The following is a 16,074-nucleotide window of genomic DNA, read 5'->3' on the forward strand; positions in this document are numbered from 1 at the left end:
GGAGCGCCGGCCGGGAAACCGGGCGCTCCGGATCGTCCCCAGGAGATTTAGAAGCATGACTATCCGCATCGCCATCAATGGTTACGGCCGCATCGGCCGCCAGGTACTGCGCGCCATCTACGAAAACCAGCTGCATGACGATTTCAAAGTAGTGGCCGTCAACGCCACCGGCGATCTCAACATCAATGCCCACCTGACCAAGTTCGACACCGTGCACGGCCGTTTCCCCGGCGAGGTCGAGCAGGACGACGCCCACCTGATCCTGAACGGCGACAAAATCCCGTTCTTCAGCACCCGCAATCCGGCGGAACTGCCGTGGAAAGCGCTGGACGTGGATCTGGTGCTGGAATGCACCGGCGCCTTCACCAGCAAGGAAAAATGCCAGGCCCACCTGGACGCCGGCGCCAAGAAGGTGCTGATTTCCGCGCCGGGCGGCGACGATGTCGACGCCACCATTGTTTACGGCGTCAATCACGACGTGCTGAAGCCGGAAATGACCGTGGTGTCCAACGCCAGCTGCACCACCAACTGCCTGGCCCCGGTGGCCAAGGCGCTGCACCAGGCCATCGGCATCAAGAAAGGCCTGATGACCACCATTCACGCCTTCACCAACGACCAGGTGCTGACCGACGTCAAGCACAAGGACCTGCGCCGCGCCCGCTCCGCCACCGACAATATGATTCCGACCAAGACCGGCGCGGCGAAGGCCGTGGGCCTGGTGCTGCCGGAACTGAAGGGCAAGCTGGACGGTTTCTCGGTGCGCGTGCCCACCATCAACGTGTCGCTGGTGGACCTGACGTTCAGCGCCGCGCGCGACACCACCAAGGACGAGGTCAACGACATCCTGAAGGAAGCGTCCAACGGCGCGATGAAGGGCATCCTGGGCTACAACACCCTGCCGCTGGTGTCCGGCGACTTCAACCACACCGAAGAAGCCTCCACCTTCGATTCCACGCTGACCAAGGTGACCGGCGGCAATATGGTGAAAGTGCTGGCCTGGTACGACAATGAATGGGGTTTCAGCTGCCAGATGCTGCGCACCGCGCGCGCGATGTTCGCTTGCTGACGACGAAGTGATCCAGGAAATCCGGGCCGGCATGCGTTGCCGGCCCGGATTTTTTGCGTCCGCTAGCGCGGGCGCTACATCCACCGGCATTTGATTGGTGTTAAGGTAGGGCCGTTTTTTTGGCATACACTTGCCGGGCGATCGCCGATATCGCCCCCCGCTGAACCGCCGTCACAGGAGAGCAGCATGCGACAGAACCAAGCATTGTCCCGCCCGGAAAAATGGGTCCGGCTGGCCTCCTGGCTGGTGGCTTTGGTGTTCGCCGGCTTTCTGTCCAATCTGGGCGAGCTGGTGATCCGCGATCTGTTCTACGTGCCGGACGGCGGCCCGCCGCAGCTGGAAACGCTGCAGCGGCAGGCCGGCATCGAGCCGCTGCGGCAGCGGCAGCAGGTCTTGCAGCGCCAGAACGACGCGCAGCGCGCCCAGCTGGAAAACCTCGGCGCCACCCGCGAGCAGCTGGAGCGCAATTACCAGACTCAGCGCAAGGGCCTGGCCAACTGGCTGGCCAGCCGCGCCGCCAGCGCCGATCCGCGGCAAAGCGCCGAAGTCAGCCGCCGCACTCGGGAGCTGGACGCCCTGCAGGCGCAAATCCTGCAATGGCAGCAGAAGGAAGACCGGGCGAGCGACGGCCTGCGCGCGCTGGAGCGGAGCCGGCAAACGCTGCAAGAAGAGATCGCCCGGGTGGATGCCGTCGCCCAGGACCGTTACCAGCAGGCCTACCAGCGTTTCGAGTTGAAAGTCTTCCTGCTGCGGCTGGCGGTGATCTTGCCGCTGCTCTTGCTGGCGGTATGGCTGTTCAGCCGCTACCGTACCCATCGTTACTGGTTCTTCGTTTACGGCTTCGGCCTGTTCGCGCTGTTCGCCTTCTTCGTCGAACTGCTGCCCTATCTGCCCAATTTCGGCGGCTATGTGCGGCTGGCCGTCGGCATCGCGCTGACGGTGTTCGCCGGCCTGCGCATGATTCAGGCCTTCCAGCGCTACGCCGAGAAAAAGCGCGCCGAGCTGCAGCAAAGCCAGAGCGAGCGCGCGCGCCACGTGGCCTACGCCCAGGCCTTGGGCGCCTACCAGAAGAAAACTTGCCCGTCCTGCGACCATCAATACAATATTGCCGGCGACGACGCCGACTACTGCGTGCACTGCGGCCTGCAGCTGTTCCGCGGCTGCGACTGCGGCGCGCGCAATTTCGCCTTTTTTCCGTACTGCAAAAAATGCGGCCGCCCCGGCGCCAAGCCGGAGCCTGCGCCGATGAATCAATCGACAAGCGAATCCAAACCCGAGCGAGCGAACGATGAAATTCAATAAACTTTCCGAACAGGCCCTGGCCGGCAAGCGCGTGCTGATCCGCGTGGACATGAACGTGCCGGTGAAAAACGGCGTCATCGGCGACGATACCCGCATCCGCGCCAGCCTGCCGTCCATCGAGCTGTGCCTGAAAGCCGGCGCCGGCGTGATCCTGATGACCCATCTGGGCCGCCCCACCGAGGGCGAGCCCAAGCCGGAAGACAGCCTGGCGCCGGTGGTGGAGCGCCTGTCCGGCCTGCTGGGCCGGCCGGTGCGCCTGGTGGCGGACTGGCAGTCCGGCCTCAGCGTGGCGCCCGGCGAAGTGGCGATGCTGGAAAACGTGCGCCTGAATAAGGGCGAGAAAAAGAACAACGCCGACCTGGGCCGCGCCTACGCCGCCTTGTGCGACGTGTTCGTCAACGACGCTTTCGGCACCGCCCACCGCGCCGAAGCTTCCACCCACGCGGTGGCCCAGTTCGCGCCGGCCGCCTGCGCCGGCGTGCTGCTCTCCGCCGAGCTGGAAGCGCTGGGCAAGGCCTTGCAAGCGCCGGCGCGGCCGCTGGTGGCCATTGTCGCCGGCTCCAAGGTGTCCACCAAGCTGACCATTCTGGAATCGCTGGCCGACAAGGTGGACCAGTTGATCGTCGGCGGCGGTATCGCCAACACCTTCTTGCTGGCCGAGGGCAAGGCCATAGGCAAATCGCTGGCCGAGGCCGAGCTGGTGGACGAGGCCAAAAAAGTGATCGCCAAGATTCGCGCCCGCGGCGGCGATGTGCCGTTGCCGGCTGACGTGGTCTGCGCCAAGGAGTTCGCCGAAACCGCCGCCGCCGTGACCAAGAGCGCGGCGGAGGTGGAGGCCGACGACATGATTCTGGACATCGGCCCGGATTCCGCGCAGGCGCTGGCCGCCATCATCGCCCAGGCCGGCACCGTGGTGTGGAACGGCCCGGTGGGCGTGTTCGAGTTCGAGCAGTTCGGCGGCGGCACCAAGACCCTGGCCCAGGCCATCGCGGCTTCGCCGGCCTTCTCCATCGCCGGCGGCGGCGACACCCTGGCGGCGATCGCCAAGTACGGCATCACCGACGATATCAGCTACATCTCCACCGGCGGCGGCGCCTTCCTGGAGTTCCTGGAAGGCAAGGAGTTGCCGGCGGTGGCCATCCTGGGCGAGCGCGCGGGCTGAGGGGAAAAAGGCTATCGGGATGAATGGCTTGCGTTACACTGGCGTATTCGCCGCCGTTTCATTCTGATGGCCCACCCGCCGGAGATATCCATGTCGCTCAATACCTGGTTGCTGTTCGTCACCACTGTGTTTTTCGTCTCGGCCACGCCTGGCCCCAATATGCTGCTGGCGATGACCCACGGCATTCACTACGGGGTGCGGCGCACGCTGATGACTTGTCTTGGCCTGATGACGGCGCTGGGTTTGATCATGTTCGGCTCCGCCGCCGGACTGGGCGCGGTGCTGGCCACCTCCGAACTGCTGTTTTCCTTGGTAAAATACGCCGGCGCCGCGTATTTGATCTATCTGGGGATCAAGACCTGGCGCAGCCAGCCGCAGCCGGTGGAGGAAATCCGCGAGGCGGCGGCCGGCAAGCACACGCCCTGGGGCATGTTCCGCACCGGCTTTCTGGTGGCGATGAGCAATCCCAAGGCCTTTATCTTTTTTACCGCGCTGTTCCCGCAGTTCATGAACGCGCAGCAGCCGCAGGGGCCGCAGTTGGCGATCCTGGCGGCGACGTTTTACGTGATCGAGGCGTCCTGGCAGCTGGCTTACGCCGGCGGCGGCGCGCGTTTGGCCGGCTGGCTGAACAGCGCGCGGCGCCTCAAGCTGGTCAACAAAGTGTCCGGCGGCGCTTTCGTCGGCGCCGGCCTGTTGTTGTCCGGCGTGTCCAGACACTGAATTGATGAATTCGCCTCGGGCCGCCGCGCGGTCCGGGCGCCAACCATGCTCCGCCCCGGCGGAGCAGTTTGCGGAGATTGAACACCATGGCTCTCGTTTCCATGCGTCAGCTGCTGGACCACGCAGCGGAATTCGGCTACGGCCTGCCGGCCTTCAACGTCAACAACCTGGAGCAGATGCGCGCCATCATGGAGGCCGCCGACAAGGTGAACGCCCCGGTGATCGTGCAGGCCTCCGCCGGCGCGCGCAAATACGCCGGCGCGCCCTTCCTGCGCCACATGATCCTGGCCGCGGTGGAAGAGTTTCCGCACATCCCGGTGGTGATGCACCAGGACCACGGCACCAGCCCGGACGTGTGCCAGCGTTCTATCCAGCTCGGCTTCTCCTCGGTGATGATGGACGGCTCGCTGAAAAGCGACGGCAAGACCCCGGCCGATTACGCCTACAACGTGGACGTGACCCGCACCGTGGTTAATTTCGCCCACGCCTGCGGCGTGTCGGTGGAAGGCGAGATCGGCTGCCTGGGCAGCCTGGAAACCGGCATGGCCGGCGAAGAAGACGGCGTGGGCGCCGAAGGCGTGCTGGACCACAGCCAGCTGCTGACCGATCCGGAAGAAGCCGCCCAGTTCGTCAAGGACACCGGCGTGGACGCGTTGGCCATCGCCATCGGCACCAGCCACGGCGCTTACAAATTCAGCAAGAAGCCCACCGGCGACGTACTGCGCATCGACCGCATCAAGGAGATCCACGCCCGCATCCCCAACACCCACCTGGTGATGCACGGCTCCTCCAGCGTGCCGCAGGAATGGCTGCAGATCATCAACGAGTTCGGTGGCGATCTGGGCGAAACCTACGGCGTGCCGGTGGAAGAGATCGTGGAAGGCATCAAGCACGGCGTGCGCAAGGTCAATATCGACACCGACCTGCGCCTGGCCTCCACCGGCGCCATCCGCCGCTTCCTGGCCCAGCATCCGGCCGAGTTCGATCCGCGCAAATACCTGAAAGTGTCCACCGACGCGATGCGCGACATCTGTATCGCCCGCTACGAAGCCTTCGGCTCCGCCGGTCAGGCCAGCAAGATCAAGGCGATCAACCTGGACGCCATGGCCAATAAATACCTGAAGGGCGAGCTGGCGCAGATCGTCAAGTAAAGCCAAGTTCTTCTTCTTGAATCAGCCCGCCGCGAGCGGGCTTTTTTGCGGGCGGGCGCCTAGCCACCTTGACGTATTGGAGGCCCGGCGCGGATTGCTTACACTGCGGTATCCGCTCAACTGCGCAGAGGCAGGCGATGAAACTGAATCTTTTGTATTTTGCCCGCTTGCGGGACGAGTTCGGCCTGGAGAGCGAACATTTGGACAGCGACGCGGCCACGGTGGAGGAACTGCTGGTGGAGTTGCGGCTGCGCGGCGAAGCCTGGTCGCGGGAACTGGCCGCCGACCGGGTGTTCCGCGTGGCGGTGAACCAGCAGATGGCGCGCCTGGACTCCGTTCTGAGCGACGGCGACGAAGTGGCGGTGTTTCCGCCGGTGACCGGAGGATGAGCATGGACGCGTTCACGGTGCGGGTGCAGCCGCAGCGTTTCAGCGCCGGCGTGGAAATCGACGCGCTGTCCGGCAACCCGGCCTGCGGCGCGGTGGTCAGCTTCAGCGGGCTGGTGCGCGATTACGGCGACAGCCGCGATGTGACGGCGCTGGAGCTGGAGCATTATCCGGGCATGACCGAAAAGGCCTTGGAGGCCATCGTGGAGGAAGCGCGCCGGCGTTGGCCGCTGCAGGCGGCCACCGTCATCCATCGCGTGGGGCGGCTGGCGCTGGGCGAGCCCATCGTGCTGGTGGCGGTGGCCAGCAGCCACCGCCGCGACGCCTTCGCCGCCGCGGAATTCCTGATGGACTATCTGAAGCAGGACGCGCCGTTCTGGAAAAAGGAAATCCTGGCGGACGGCCGCGAGCGCTGGGTGGAGGCCAAACACAGCGACGCCCAGGCGGCGGAACGCTGGCAATGAACCACCAGGCGCTGATTCTGGCCGGCGGCCGCGCCACGCGCATGGGCGGCGTCGACAAGGGCCTGGCGATATTGTCCGGGCGGCCGCTGCTGGCGCACGCCTTGTCCGCCTTGTCCGCGCAGACGCCGCCGCCCGAACGGGTGTGGGTCTCGGCCAATCGCAATCTGGACGTGTACGCCGGCTTTGGCTGCCCGCTGCTGCCGGACAGTCTGCCGGATTATCCGGGGCCGCTGGCCGGGGTGCTGGCGGCCTTGGAGCGCGAGGACGGCGCGGTCTGGCTGGTGATGCCTTGCGACGCGGTGCGGCTGCCGGCCGATTTCTCGCGCCGGCTGCTGGCGGAAGTGGCGAACGGCCGCCAGGCCGCCAGCGCGCGCGACCGCGAAGGCTGGCATCCCAGCCTGCTGGCGCTGGGGCCCGGCCTCCGCGCCGGGCTGGCCGCCTATCTGGCCGGCGGCGGCCGTTCCATCCGCGGTTGGCTGGCCGGTCTTAACCATGTCGAAGTCGGCTTCGACCATCTCTTTCCCAATCTCAACACCGCGGACGCGCTGGCGGCGCTGGAGGCGGAGCCGCGCGCCGACTGAGGCCGCATGGCGATTTGTTTCGCATCATGAAAGTTTTAACTCTTTGTCATTTTGTTTTGCTATAGTGCGCGCGATCGGAGCGTCCATCGCGGTCCATGGCAGTGGACGGACGTCTCCTCATTCGGTCGCGGCTGGCGGCGCCGGCGCGCGCGACAACAAACAAGACAAGGATGCGTTTCGTGAAACTGAAAACCATGAGCTTGTGCCTGGCGGCGAGTCTGGCGCTGTTCGGCTGTTCCGCCGGCTCCGGCGGCTGGGGGCCGGGCGACCAGAACACCGGCGTCTCGCGCCAGCCGGTGGCGGTGAAGATGATCGCCTTCAACGATTTCCACGGCAATCTGGACATGCCGGGCCAACTGACGGTGCCGGATCCGGCCGACCCGAGCAAGACGATCAAGATCAACGCCGGCGGCGTTGATTACCTGGCGGCCTGGGTGCAATCGCTGCGCGCCAAATCGCCCAACACCGTGGTGGTGTCGGCCGGCGATCTGATCGGCGCCAGCCCGCTGGTGTCCGGCCTGTTCCACGACGAGCCCACCATCGAGGCGATGAATCTGCTGGGCCTGGACCTCAACGCCGTCGGCAACCATGAGTTCGACGATGGCCAGCAGGAATTGCTGCGCATGCAGAACGGCGGCTGCAAGACGGGCGCGCCCACCACCTCCTGCCAGAACGGCAAGTTCGCCGGCGCCAAGTTCAAGTTTCTGGCGGCCAATGTCAAGAAAAGCGACGGCGGCACCTTGTTCCCCGCTTACGAGATCAAGAAGTTCGGCGGCATCCCGGTGGCCTTCATCGGCATGACGCTGAAAGGCACGCCGGAAATCGTGTCGCCGGACGGCATCAAGGGGCTGAGCTTCCAGGACGAGGCGGCCACGGTGAATCAGCTGATTCCGCAACTGAAACGTCAGGGCGTGTCCGCCGTGGTGGTGGTGGTGCACGAGGGCGGCTATCAAAGCGGCAATTTCAATGAATGCAACGGCGTGTCCGGCCCCATCGTCGACATCGTCAAGAAGCTGGACCCGGCGGTGAAGCTGGTGGTCACCGGCCACACCCATCAGGCCTACAACTGCGTGATCGACGGCCGCCGGGTGACCAGCGCCAAGAACTACGGTCAGTTGTTCACCGAGATCGACTTCGTGCTGGACCCGGCCACCCGCGACGTCAAGCCCGGCTCCATCCAGGCGCAGAACCGGGTGGTGGCGCGCGACATCGCGCCGCTGGCCTCGGTCAGCAATCTGGTCAAGCTGTACAAGGACTTGGTGGCCCCGGTGGCCAACCGCGTGGTGGGCCAGGCGGCGGGCGCCCTGGACCGCACTCCGTCCGCGGCCGGCGAAACCGTGCTGGGCGACGTGGTGGCCGACGCGCAATTGGCGGCCGGCGCCGCCCAGGGCGCGGTGGTGGCCTTCATGAATCCGGGCGGCGTACGCGCCGACATCCTTCCCGGCGTCGGCGGCGCTGTGACGTACAACCAATTGTTCACCACCCAGCCCTTCGGCAATGTGATGACCACGCTGACCCTGAGCGGCGCGCAGATCGACCAGCTGCTGGAGCAGCAATGGAGCGATCCGTCCAAGGTCAAGATTCTGCAAGTGTCCAAGGGATTCAGCTATAGCTGGAGCCTGTCGGCGCCGGCGGGCGCCAAGGTGGACATCGCCAGCATCAAGATCAACGGTGTGGCCATCGATCCGCAGGCCAGCTACCGGGTGCAGGTCAACAACTTCATCGCCGGCGGCGGCGACGGCTTCACCGTGCTGACCCAGGGGAGCAACCGGGTGGGCGGCGGCGTGGACGTGGACGTGCTGGAGAGCTATTTCGCCAGCGCTTCGCCAGTGGCGGTGCCGGCGCTGAACCGCATCACGCGGCTGCCTTGATGTTCCGGCGCGGCTTCAGCCGCCGCGCCGCAAACCGCCGCGGGCGTCCAGCTCGCGGTACACCCGCAGCGCCACCCAGGCGTCGTTGCCGGCGTAGGCTTGTTGCGCCGGCGTCAGCGGCAGTTTGGACCAGTTGGTGGTGGACAGCTTCTTGGATTTGCGAAAGTACTGGCCGAACAGCCGCGCCACCGCCTGCACCGCGCCGACGGTGATGCGCGCATCGTCGCTGGAGAAGTGGTCCACCAGGTCCAGCACCCGGCCGCAGCGGATGCCCAGCCGCTGTTGCAGCAGCGTCTGGTCCGAACTGAGCTCGAAGCCCACCAAGAGCCGCTGAGGGTCTTCCAGCAGGGTTTTCAGCTCCGGCGCGCACTGGCCGTCCTGCACCGGGAACAGCCAGGCGCTGTCGTCGCAGGCCAGCTGGACCAGGTGCGGACCGGTCGGTTTTTCGCCCTTGTGGAAAGTGGGGCGGGATTCGGTGTCGAAGCCCAGCTCCGCGCAGCCGGCCAGGTCCCGCAACGCGGCGGCGGCCAGCTCCGGCGTGGCGGCCAGCCGCACCTGTTCCGGCGTCAGGCCGGCGAACAGCGGCAGCGCCTTGATCTCCTCGCGAGGAATTTGTCGGGTTGGCAACATGGCGGACTCGCTGACTTGAGGGTAATTTGCAACCTTACCGCATTTAATGACGATGGTCAGGCATAAGCTGTCATATTTTTTGACGGCACCAGCAGGAGATGCCCAACAGCGGCGGCAATATCCTGTAGTATCGTCGGCATGCCTAATTCTTCACGTTATCTTGGCCGGCAGGCAATCGTCGACCGCCAGCAGCAGCTGGTGGCCTATGAACTATTGTTCCGTTCCAGCCCGGCCAATTTCGCCTTGGTGCGCGACGATCTGCTCGCCAGCGCCGAGGTGCTGCGCAACGCCTTCGGAGAGCTGGGCTGCGCGGATGTGTTGGGCCAGTTCCCCGGTTTCATCAACGCCAGCGCCGATTTGTTGCAAGATCCCATCCTGGACCAATTGCCGGCGGAGCGGCTGGTGTTGGAAATCCTGGAAACGGTGACCGTCACTCAGGACTTGCTGCAACGCATGGCCTTGTTGCGCCAGCGCGGCTTTCGCCTGGCGTTGGACGACGTGATCCACCTGGGGCCGGATCAGGCGGCGATGCTGCCGCTGGTGGACATCGTCAAAGTGGACGTGGCGGCGGTGGAAGCGGAACGCTTGCCGGAACTGATGGCGCAATTGAGCGATTTCGACGGCATCCTGCTGGCGGAAAAGGTGGACAGCCGCGAGCAGTTCGAACGTTGCCGCGCGCTGGGCTTCCATTGGTTCCAGGGCTATTTTCACGGCCGGCCGGTGGTGTTGAGCAGCGCGGACGCGCCTTAGCGCCGTTTTCGCTTCACTGCGCCTTGATCGGTTTGTGGTAGGCCAGGCTGGCGGCGCGGGTCTCCGCCACGATGCGCTCGAACTCCCCGCTGTCCTGCAAGGCCTTCAGGCCGCGATTGAAACGTTCCACCAACTCCGGGCCCTGGCGGTGCTTGCGCCAGATCACCACGTGCAGCGGCGCCACCCAGAACGATTTGCTCTGCGGCTCCAATTGCTGGGCCAGCCGCGGCTGGAAGTTGCGGGCGATCAGGTATTGGCCCACTTCCACGTCGATGGGGAATAAGTCGATGCGGCCGGCCAGCAGCTTGCGCAGATTGGTGACGTCGTCCGGCGCCATGTCCGGAATCAGGTGGCCGGCCTTGACCTGCCGATTGAACTCGTCGGAATAGAAGTTGCCGACCGTGACGCCCACCCGCGCGTGGCGCAGATTGGACAGATCGTTCCAGGGAAAACTGGCGCTGCGGCGCTGGAAAAACACCATGCGCGCATGCAACACCGGTTGGGTGAACAGCAGGTCCTGCTTGCGTTCCGGCGTCGGCGCCCAGCCGAAGCTGCCGTCCACGGTGCCGTTGCGCGCCGATTGCAGCGTGCGGTTGTTGGGGTAGTAACGGAAGGCGACGTCGACGTTGGAGCGGGCGAAGGCCTCTTTGACCAAACGCGACAAAATGCCGTCGTACGGCAGTTCCTTGCCCATATAGGGCGGCCACTCCTGGTTGGACAGGGTGATTTTCAGACGTGGCGCGGCCTGCGGCTGAGCTGCCGCCAGCAGGACTACAGCCAGGCTGCCCAGCAGCCAGCTGCGAAGTCTCATCATTTCCCCGAATCCTTGATCGATCTGTGCGCGCGGCATGCGTGCTGCCCGTGCGGAGCGCGGCGCGCGCCGTCTCCGCTCGATATTGTTGTCGGCCCCAAGGGCCTATTGCTGAATCGTAGGCAGGTTTGGCGTCCGGCGTAAAGCGCTTCCATCGCCGCGGGGTCGGCGAAGAAGCGCGGCGCCGCTTGCGCGGGCTTAGAGCCGCTAACAAAACCTCGCAGAGAACCTGAGCCAAGGCGCGCCGACGTAGGCAGTACTAGTCGTACGACAAGGAGGCGCAACGCTGGATCAGGGGTTTTGTTAGCGGGTCTTAGAGCCTGTTCAAAGTCTCGCGAGCAAAGGCGGGACAAGGCGAAAACAAGCGAAAAAGCGGAATGTACACGTGGTACATGAGCATCTTGAGCTTGTTTTCAACGCTGTATCGCCGAAGCACAGCAGACTATGAACTGGTTCTTAGCGGCCTTTCGGCGGGCTGAACAGCGCCGAGCTCGGACGCGAGGAGGCGGGCTTGCCGCGCTGACCCTGACCCTGGCCTTGCGACGAGCGCTGACCCGGCTGGCCGGTTGTGGCGTTTTTGGCCTGACCCTGTCCTTGACCCTGGCGCGGCTTGGACGCCGGCGAGCGATGGCCGTGGCCGGTGGGCTTGCTGTCCGGCTGGTGGCGCGGTTTGCCGCCGCCGCCCTGGCGTTGCGGCTGGCCGCGGCGGTTGCCGCCGCCCATCGGGATGGGTTCCGGCTTCACCGACAGATCGGCCTCGAAGCCCGGCACCGCGAAGCGCTCGATCGATTGCTTGGTGAGCTTCTCGATGTCTTTCAGGAAGCTGAACTCGTCCACGCAGACCAGCGATACCGCCTCGCCCCTGCTGCCGGCGCGGCCGGTGCGGCCGATGCGGTGCACGTAGTCTTCCGGCACATTGGGCAGTTCGAAGTTGACCACGTGCGGCAGTTGGTCGATGTCCAGGCCGCGCGCGGCGATGTCGGTGGCGACCAGCACCTGCAATTCGCCGCTCTTGAAGTCGGCCAGCGCGCGGGTACGCGCGTTCTGGCTCTTGTTGCCGTGAATCGCGGCGGCGGGGATGCCGGTCTTGTCCAGTTTTTCCGCCAGACGGTTGGCGCCGTGCTTGGTGCGGGTGAACACCAGCGCCTGGAACCAGTTGTGCTCCTTGATCAGATGGATCAGCAGATCGGTTTTGCGGTCGCGGTCCACCAGGTGGATCTTCTGATCCACCAGCTCGTTGGTGGTGTTGCGGCGCGCCACTTCCACCAGCTTGGGACTGTCCAGCAGACGATCGGCCAGGCCCTTGATCTCGTCGGAGAAGGTGGCGGAGAACAGCAGGTTCTGGCGCTTGGCCGGCAGCAGCGCCAGCACTTTGCGGATGTCGTGGATGAAGCCCATGTCCAGCATGCGGTCGGCTTCGTCCAGCACCAGGATCTCAACGCCGGACAAATCGATGTTGCGCTGGCCGGCGTGGTCCAGCAGGCGGCCGGGGGTGGCCACCAGGATGTCCAGCGGCTTGCGCAGCTCGCGGGTTTGCGGGTTGATGTTGACGCCGCCGAACATCACCATGGATTTGAGCGGCAGGTATTTGCCGTAGGTTTGCACCGACTCCTCCACCTGAGCGGCCAGCTCGCGGGTGGGCGTCAGCACCAGCGCGCGCGGACGGCCCGGCTGGGTGGACGGCTTGCCCATCAGCAGCTGCAGCAAGGGCAGGGTGAAGCCGGCGGTTTTGCCGGTGCCGGTCTGGGCCGCGGCCAGCAGATCGCCGCCTTGCAGCACTTGCGGGATGGCTTGGGCCTGGATCGGGGTGGGGGTGGTGTAACCGGTTTCGCTGACGGCGCGCAACAGGGATTCGGCCAGACCGAGGTCGGCAAAGGTGAGTGTGGACATGTTTGCTCCTGCGACGGCCTATCGCAGTATGTGCGAACCAATCCAGGCTGACGGGAAAAAGTTAGGGATGCGATGGGCGCTTCGGGATGAAGCGCGCGCGACGCGCAAAGATTGGAATTGCGCGCGAGAGGCCGGAGTTTACCTTCAAATTGTCGGTTTGGGAACTTGTCGCGGCATTGTCATATCCATTCCAACGGAATCCTGAGCCGCGAAAAGCCTTTTTGACGGCCGATATTATTAATAAATGCGAATGGGCGAACTGGTATCATGCTGTCACGCCGCCGGGGTTGAGCGCATCGGCCCGCGGCGGAGAGATGCCCTGTTTTGATGTGTCCGCCCGGCATGGGCGGCGAATAACGCAGTTCAGAGGAAATCGGTATGCCTGGATCCGCCCATAGGCTGGTCGGCTTGATCATATTGTGTCCGGCCTTGGCGCTGGCCGCCGGCAAGGGCGGGTCGGAAGGCGGCCACGGCCGCGCGGCGGAGAGCGGCAGGACCGCCGAGGACACGGCGGAGGCCAATCCGCCGGCGGCGACCGATTTCAATTGCGAAAAGCCGGGCAATCCGGTGGAGGCCATGGTGTGCCAGGACGACAGCCTGACCCGCCAGGACAATCGGCTGGAAAAGGTCTACGCCCTGGCGCTGGAACAGGCCCAGCAAGGCCGGCCGGGGGCCGAGGCCAAGCTGATCGCCGAGCAGCGCCGCTGGGTCAAAAGTCTGAAGGACTGCGTCAAGACCGAGGACATGCATATGTGTCTGGGCGACGTCTACATCATGCGCATCACCCAATTGCAGGCGGCCTGGGGGCTGGCGCCGTCGCTGACGCCCTTGCGCTATGTCTGCAAGGGCAACGCCACCCGCACCGTGCTGGCCACCTTCTATCGCACCCACCCGCCCACGGTGAAGCTGGAGTACAACGGCTCCACTGCCATTCTGCATCAGGGCCTGAGCGGCAGCGGCGCGCGTTACGCGGCGCCGGGGCTGGAACTGTGGATCAAGGGCCGCGAGGCCAGCATCACCTGGCGCGGCGAACCTTTGGACTGCTCCAGCCAGCCTTCGCCTTAAGAACCTGTTTACGATCTGCTGCGCGTCGTGAGACGTCACACGGTGAGTACCGCTTCGTACCGTGTGTACACTCCGCTTTCTCAGCCGTTTTCGCCTTGTCTCGCTCTAGCTTGCGAGATCGTAAACGCGTTTTAAGAGGCCGTTCATGGCGGCGCGCCCCGCCGTCTAGCGATTGAACGGGCGCAATGGCCGGCGGCCCCGTACAATGGCTTCTTTTTTCGCAAAGCCGGTTTCCGCATGGCCCTGTCCGCCACCATTTATAAAGCCAATCTCGCCGTATCCGACATGGATCGCGGCTATTACGCCAGTCATCAGCTGACGCTGGCCCAGCATCCGTCCGAAACCGTGGAACGCATGATGCTGCGTCTGGCCGCCTTTGCGCTCAACGCTAGCGAAACCCTGCAATTCAGCCGCGGTCTGAGCGCCGACGACGAGCCCGAGTTGTGGCAGAAAAACTATGCCGACGAGATCGAGCTGTGGGTGGAACTGGGCGAGCCCGACGAAAAACGGCTGAAGAAAGCGTGCAGCCGCGCCGAGCGAGTGGTGTTGTACAGCTACGGCGGCCGCGCCAGCGAAGTGTGGTGGCCGCAGATGGAGAACAAGCTGGCCCGGCTGGACAAGCTCAGCGTGTTTCGCGTCGAGACGGCCACGCTGGCGGAGCTGGTCGCCATCTGCCAGCGCAGCATGCAGTTGAGCGCCACCATCCAGGACGGTCAGATGTGGCTGGCCGACGAGTCCAACAATGTGCTGGTGGAGCCGCTGCGGCTCAAATAAGGCGTAGCCAGGCGCGCAGCCGCTGCAGCAAGCCCATTTGGGCCGCGCGCGGCAGCCGCGTCTTGCGTTTGAGCCAGGGCCTATCCTGATGGCGGGCCTGGGCGTAGGCGTGCAATAGCCGGCGGTGGCGCAGGGCGAGATCGCCGCGCTTCATCGCCGCGCGCTCACCAAGCGCCACCAGGCGCGCAAGGACGCTCGCCAGCCGCCATCGGGCGGGGTCCGGGCGGACGCGGCCGGAAAGCGGGCGTTGAGAATATAACGGCGCAGCGCCAAGGGCGCCGCGTCATCGTCCGGCAGATAGTCGGGAATGCCGCGCGTCGGCAGCGCGCGGCGGACGGGTTTGCTTGCGCTCATCGGCAAGGGCCTCGCAGTGGGATCTTGGCTGCATGCTAGGCTCCGGCGCGTAAAAAGCGGCTAAAGAAAGCGCGGGCGCGGATAAAAAGCGGCTAGTCGCGCCGCGGTCCGGTTCCACGTGAAACAGCGCCATGCCGCGGACCTCAGTCTGACGCGTCCAAGGTCCATTCATAGCTGCGTTCGATACAGGCCACCTCCACCCGGTATTGCCGATACCAGCGCTCCCGTCCCAGTTGCTGCGCCAGCACGTGGTCGGCATGCGCCTTCCAGGCGCGGATGCTGTTGGCGTCTGGCCAGTAGGACAAGGCGATTTCCTGGCCGTCCTCACAGGCGGAAACAAAGGCGAGGCAGCCGAAGTGCTCCATGGCCAGCCGGCGCATCTGCTGGGCGACCGCGGAGTATTCCGCATCCAGTTGCCGCGTGGCGGCGCGAAAAATCACGACATGCATGGAAAGTCTTCCTCGCATAAGGTAGGCGGTATCGGTATTGTCTCGATTGCCGGCGGCCTTGGCCAGAGCCAGTTGGACCGCCGGTGTGGAACCACCGCGGCAAGGGGAGCGAACATGAATCAGGGTTTGTTGTTGCGAGCGGCCGACGCTCGGGACGCCGAGCGGATCGCGGCGCTGCATGTCGCCAGTTGGCAACAGCATTATCGCGGCATCTTGCCGGACGAATACCTGGATTTGCGCGCCGCGGACGAACGCCTGGCCATGTGGCGGGAGCGCTTCGCCGCGCCGGGCGCGCTGTGGGTGCGGCTGGCGCTGTGGCAGGATGAGCCGGCGGGCTTTGTTTGCCTATTGCCGGACGAGGCGCCGGAGCGGGGCGTGTATCTGGATAATCTGCATGTGAAGGCCGGGCAGCAGGGACGCGGCATCGGCCGCGCGCTGATGGCGGCGGCGGCGGCGGAGGCCTTGCGCGTCGCGCCGGGGCGGCCCTTGTTTCTGTGGGCCTACCAGGCCAACCGGGACGCCTGCGCCTTTTACCGGGCGCTGGGCGGCGAGGCGTCCTCGCCTTGCGAGGTGGACACCGTCGGCGGCCGGCGCGCGCTGGCGCTCAGCTATCAGTGGGACGATCCGTCCTGCTTGCTGTAATGCCGG

Annotated in this window: 19 protein-coding genes; 13 read left to right on the forward strand and 6 right to left on the reverse strand. The window is 65.2% G+C overall.

Annotation, left to right across the window (positions count from 1 at the left end; genetic code table 11):
* The first annotated feature begins 55 nt into the window (after positions 1-55).
* The 9 genes from gap to QUG03_RS00765 all read left to right on the forward strand — a co-directional run bounded on the left by gap (position 56) and on the right by QUG03_RS00765 (position 8,703).
* Complete coding sequence (gene gap / locus QUG03_RS00725; RefSeq protein WP_048408492.1) at positions 56-1,066, forward strand: type I glyceraldehyde-3-phosphate dehydrogenase; 1,011 nt, start codon at positions 56-58, stop codon at positions 1,064-1,066.
* 186 nt (positions 1,067-1,252) lie between these two features.
* A complete protein-coding gene (locus tag QUG03_RS00730; protein WP_199225957.1) occupies positions 1,253-2,368 on the forward strand; it encodes a zinc ribbon domain-containing protein in 1,116 nt (371 codons plus the stop codon).
* Positions 2,355-3,530: a phosphoglycerate kinase gene (locus tag QUG03_RS00735; RefSeq protein WP_227105845.1), complete on the forward strand. Its 1,176-nt coding sequence runs from the start codon at positions 2,355-2,357 to the stop codon at positions 3,528-3,530. Before QUG03_RS00730 ends, QUG03_RS00735 begins: the two co-directional genes overlap by 14 nt.
* Positions 3,531-3,620: 90 nt before the next feature.
* A complete protein-coding gene (locus QUG03_RS00740; protein ID WP_107801294.1) occupies positions 3,621-4,250 on the forward strand; it encodes a LysE family translocator in 630 nt (209 codons plus the stop codon).
* Between the two features lie 86 nt (positions 4,251-4,336).
* Entirely contained in the window at positions 4,337-5,401 is a 1,065-nt protein-coding gene (fba, locus tag QUG03_RS00745; protein ID WP_107801293.1) for a class II fructose-bisphosphate aldolase, read from the forward strand.
* A 137-nt stretch (positions 5,402-5,538) separates the two neighbouring features.
* The gene (gene moaD / locus QUG03_RS00750; protein WP_107801291.1) at positions 5,539-5,790 is read left to right on the forward strand and encodes a molybdopterin converting factor subunit 1; all 252 of its coding nucleotides are present in this window, start codon (positions 5,539-5,541) and stop codon (positions 5,788-5,790) included.
* Positions 5,791-5,792: 2 nt separating this feature from the next.
* On the forward strand, positions 5,793-6,251 hold the full coding sequence (moaE, locus tag QUG03_RS00755) for a molybdopterin synthase catalytic subunit MoaE (RefSeq protein ID WP_107801290.1): 459 nt from the start codon (positions 5,793-5,795) through the stop codon (positions 6,249-6,251).
* Complete coding sequence (mobA, locus tag QUG03_RS00760; protein ID WP_500819153.1) at positions 6,248-6,832, forward strand: molybdenum cofactor guanylyltransferase MobA; 585 nt, start codon at positions 6,248-6,250, stop codon at positions 6,830-6,832. The genes moaE and mobA overlap by 4 nt, the downstream gene beginning before the upstream one ends.
* Positions 6,833-7,011: 179 nt before the next feature.
* Positions 7,012-8,703, forward strand: a complete 1,692-nt coding sequence (locus QUG03_RS00765) for a bifunctional metallophosphatase/5'-nucleotidase (protein WP_500819154.1) — start codon at positions 7,012-7,014, stop codon at positions 8,701-8,703.
* Between the two features lie 15 nt (positions 8,704-8,718).
* Here QUG03_RS00765 and QUG03_RS00770 read toward each other — a convergent pair whose 3' ends face one another.
* Positions 8,719-9,333: a 3'-5' exonuclease gene (locus QUG03_RS00770; protein ID WP_500819155.1), complete on the reverse strand. Its 615-nt coding sequence runs from the start codon at positions 9,331-9,333 to the stop codon at positions 8,719-8,721.
* Between the two features lie 138 nt (positions 9,334-9,471).
* Here QUG03_RS00770 and QUG03_RS00775 point away from each other — a divergent pair, with 138 nt between their 5' ends.
* A complete protein-coding gene (locus QUG03_RS00775) occupies positions 9,472-10,083 on the forward strand; it encodes an EAL and HDOD domain-containing protein (protein ID WP_107801286.1) in 612 nt (203 codons plus the stop codon).
* Positions 10,084-10,096: 13 nt separating this feature from the next.
* Here QUG03_RS00775 and QUG03_RS00780 read toward each other — a convergent pair whose 3' ends face one another.
* Together QUG03_RS00780 and QUG03_RS00785 are read right to left on the reverse strand one after the other, a co-directional pair.
* Complete coding sequence (locus tag QUG03_RS00780; RefSeq protein ID WP_500819156.1) at positions 10,097-10,897, reverse strand: substrate-binding periplasmic protein; 801 nt, start codon at positions 10,895-10,897, stop codon at positions 10,097-10,099.
* 453 nt (positions 10,898-11,350) lie between these two features.
* Complete coding sequence (locus tag QUG03_RS00785; protein ID WP_107801285.1) at positions 11,351-12,784, reverse strand: DEAD/DEAH box helicase; 1,434 nt, start codon at positions 12,782-12,784, stop codon at positions 11,351-11,353.
* Positions 12,785-13,162: 378 nt separating this feature from the next.
* Between QUG03_RS00785 and QUG03_RS00790 the strand changes: the two genes are divergently transcribed.
* Together QUG03_RS00790 and QUG03_RS00795 are read left to right on the forward strand one after the other, a co-directional pair.
* Complete coding sequence (locus QUG03_RS00790) at positions 13,163-13,849, forward strand: MliC family protein (protein WP_227105837.1); 687 nt, start codon at positions 13,163-13,165, stop codon at positions 13,847-13,849.
* Between the two features lie 237 nt (positions 13,850-14,086).
* A complete protein-coding gene (locus tag QUG03_RS00795) occupies positions 14,087-14,623 on the forward strand; it encodes a YaeQ family protein (protein ID WP_107801283.1) in 537 nt (178 codons plus the stop codon).
* On the opposite strand, the gene QUG03_RS00800 is transcribed toward QUG03_RS00795, so the two are convergent.
* The 3 genes from QUG03_RS00800 to QUG03_RS00810 all read right to left on the reverse strand — a co-directional run bounded on the left by QUG03_RS00800 (position 14,616) and on the right by QUG03_RS00810 (position 15,426).
* Entirely contained in the window at positions 14,616-14,777 is a 162-nt protein-coding gene (locus QUG03_RS00800) for a hypothetical protein (RefSeq protein WP_500819157.1), read from the reverse strand. The two genes, QUG03_RS00795 and QUG03_RS00800, sit on opposite strands and share 8 nt — an antisense overlap.
* On the reverse strand, positions 14,774-14,977 hold the full coding sequence (locus tag QUG03_RS00805) for a hypothetical protein (protein WP_227105833.1): 204 nt from the start codon (positions 14,975-14,977) through the stop codon (positions 14,774-14,776). The genes QUG03_RS00800 and QUG03_RS00805 overlap by 4 nt, the downstream gene beginning before the upstream one ends.
* A gap of 143 nt (positions 14,978-15,120) precedes the next feature.
* Positions 15,121-15,426: an antibiotic biosynthesis monooxygenase family protein gene (locus QUG03_RS00810; protein ID WP_500819158.1), complete on the reverse strand. Its 306-nt coding sequence runs from the start codon at positions 15,424-15,426 to the stop codon at positions 15,121-15,123.
* Between the two features lie 114 nt (positions 15,427-15,540).
* Between QUG03_RS00810 and QUG03_RS00815 the strand changes: the two genes are divergently transcribed.
* Entirely contained in the window at positions 15,541-16,068 is a 528-nt protein-coding gene (locus tag QUG03_RS00815) for a GNAT family N-acetyltransferase (protein ID WP_500819159.1), read from the forward strand.
* Positions 16,069-16,074: the final 6 nt, after the last annotated feature.

Source organism: Chromobacterium sp. CCUG 30098, assembly GCF_059916605.1.

Bases quoted from the DNA above. Each gene is read 5' to 3' on its own strand.
- gap (WP_048408492.1), top strand. From the start codon at position 56: ATGACTATCCGCATCGCCATCAATGGTTACGGCCGCATCGGCCGCCAG.
- QUG03_RS00730 (WP_199225957.1), top strand. From the start codon at position 1,253: ATGCGACAGAACCAAGCATTGTCCCGCCCGGAAAAATGGGTCCGGCTG.
- QUG03_RS00735 (WP_227105845.1), top strand. From the start codon at position 2,355: ATGAAATTCAATAAACTTTCCGAACAGGCCCTGGCCGGCAAGCGCGTG.
- QUG03_RS00740 (WP_107801294.1), top strand. From the start codon at position 3,621: ATGTCGCTCAATACCTGGTTGCTGTTCGTCACCACTGTGTTTTTCGTC.
- fba (WP_107801293.1), top strand. From the start codon at position 4,337: ATGGCTCTCGTTTCCATGCGTCAGCTGCTGGACCACGCAGCGGAATTC.
- moaD (WP_107801291.1), top strand. From the start codon at position 5,539: ATGAAACTGAATCTTTTGTATTTTGCCCGCTTGCGGGACGAGTTCGGC.
- moaE (WP_107801290.1), top strand. From the start codon at position 5,793: ATGGACGCGTTCACGGTGCGGGTGCAGCCGCAGCGTTTCAGCGCCGGC.
- mobA (WP_500819153.1), top strand. From the start codon at position 6,248: ATGAACCACCAGGCGCTGATTCTGGCCGGCGGCCGCGCCACGCGCATG.
- QUG03_RS00770 (WP_500819155.1), bottom strand. From the start codon at position 9,333: ATGTTGCCAACCCGACAAATTCCTCGCGAGGAGATCAAGGCGCTGCCG.
- QUG03_RS00775 (WP_107801286.1), top strand. From the start codon at position 9,472: ATGCCTAATTCTTCACGTTATCTTGGCCGGCAGGCAATCGTCGACCGC.
- QUG03_RS00780 (WP_500819156.1), bottom strand. From the start codon at position 10,897: ATGATGAGACTTCGCAGCTGGCTGCTGGGCAGCCTGGCTGTAGTCCTG.
- QUG03_RS00785 (WP_107801285.1), bottom strand. From the start codon at position 12,784: ATGTCCACACTCACCTTTGCCGACCTCGGTCTGGCCGAATCCCTGTTG.
- QUG03_RS00790 (WP_227105837.1), top strand. From the start codon at position 13,163: ATGCCTGGATCCGCCCATAGGCTGGTCGGCTTGATCATATTGTGTCCG.
- QUG03_RS00795 (WP_107801283.1), top strand. From the start codon at position 14,087: ATGGCCCTGTCCGCCACCATTTATAAAGCCAATCTCGCCGTATCCGAC.
- QUG03_RS00800 (WP_500819157.1), bottom strand. From the start codon at position 14,777: ATGAAGCGCGGCGATCTCGCCCTGCGCCACCGCCGGCTATTGCACGCC.
- QUG03_RS00805 (WP_227105833.1), bottom strand. From the start codon at position 14,977: ATGAGCGCAAGCAAACCCGTCCGCCGCGCGCTGCCGACGCGCGGCATT.
- QUG03_RS00810 (WP_500819158.1), bottom strand. From the start codon at position 15,426: ATGCATGTCGTGATTTTTCGCGCCGCCACGCGGCAACTGGATGCGGAA.
- QUG03_RS00815 (WP_500819159.1), top strand. From the start codon at position 15,541: ATGAATCAGGGTTTGTTGTTGCGAGCGGCCGACGCTCGGGACGCCGAG.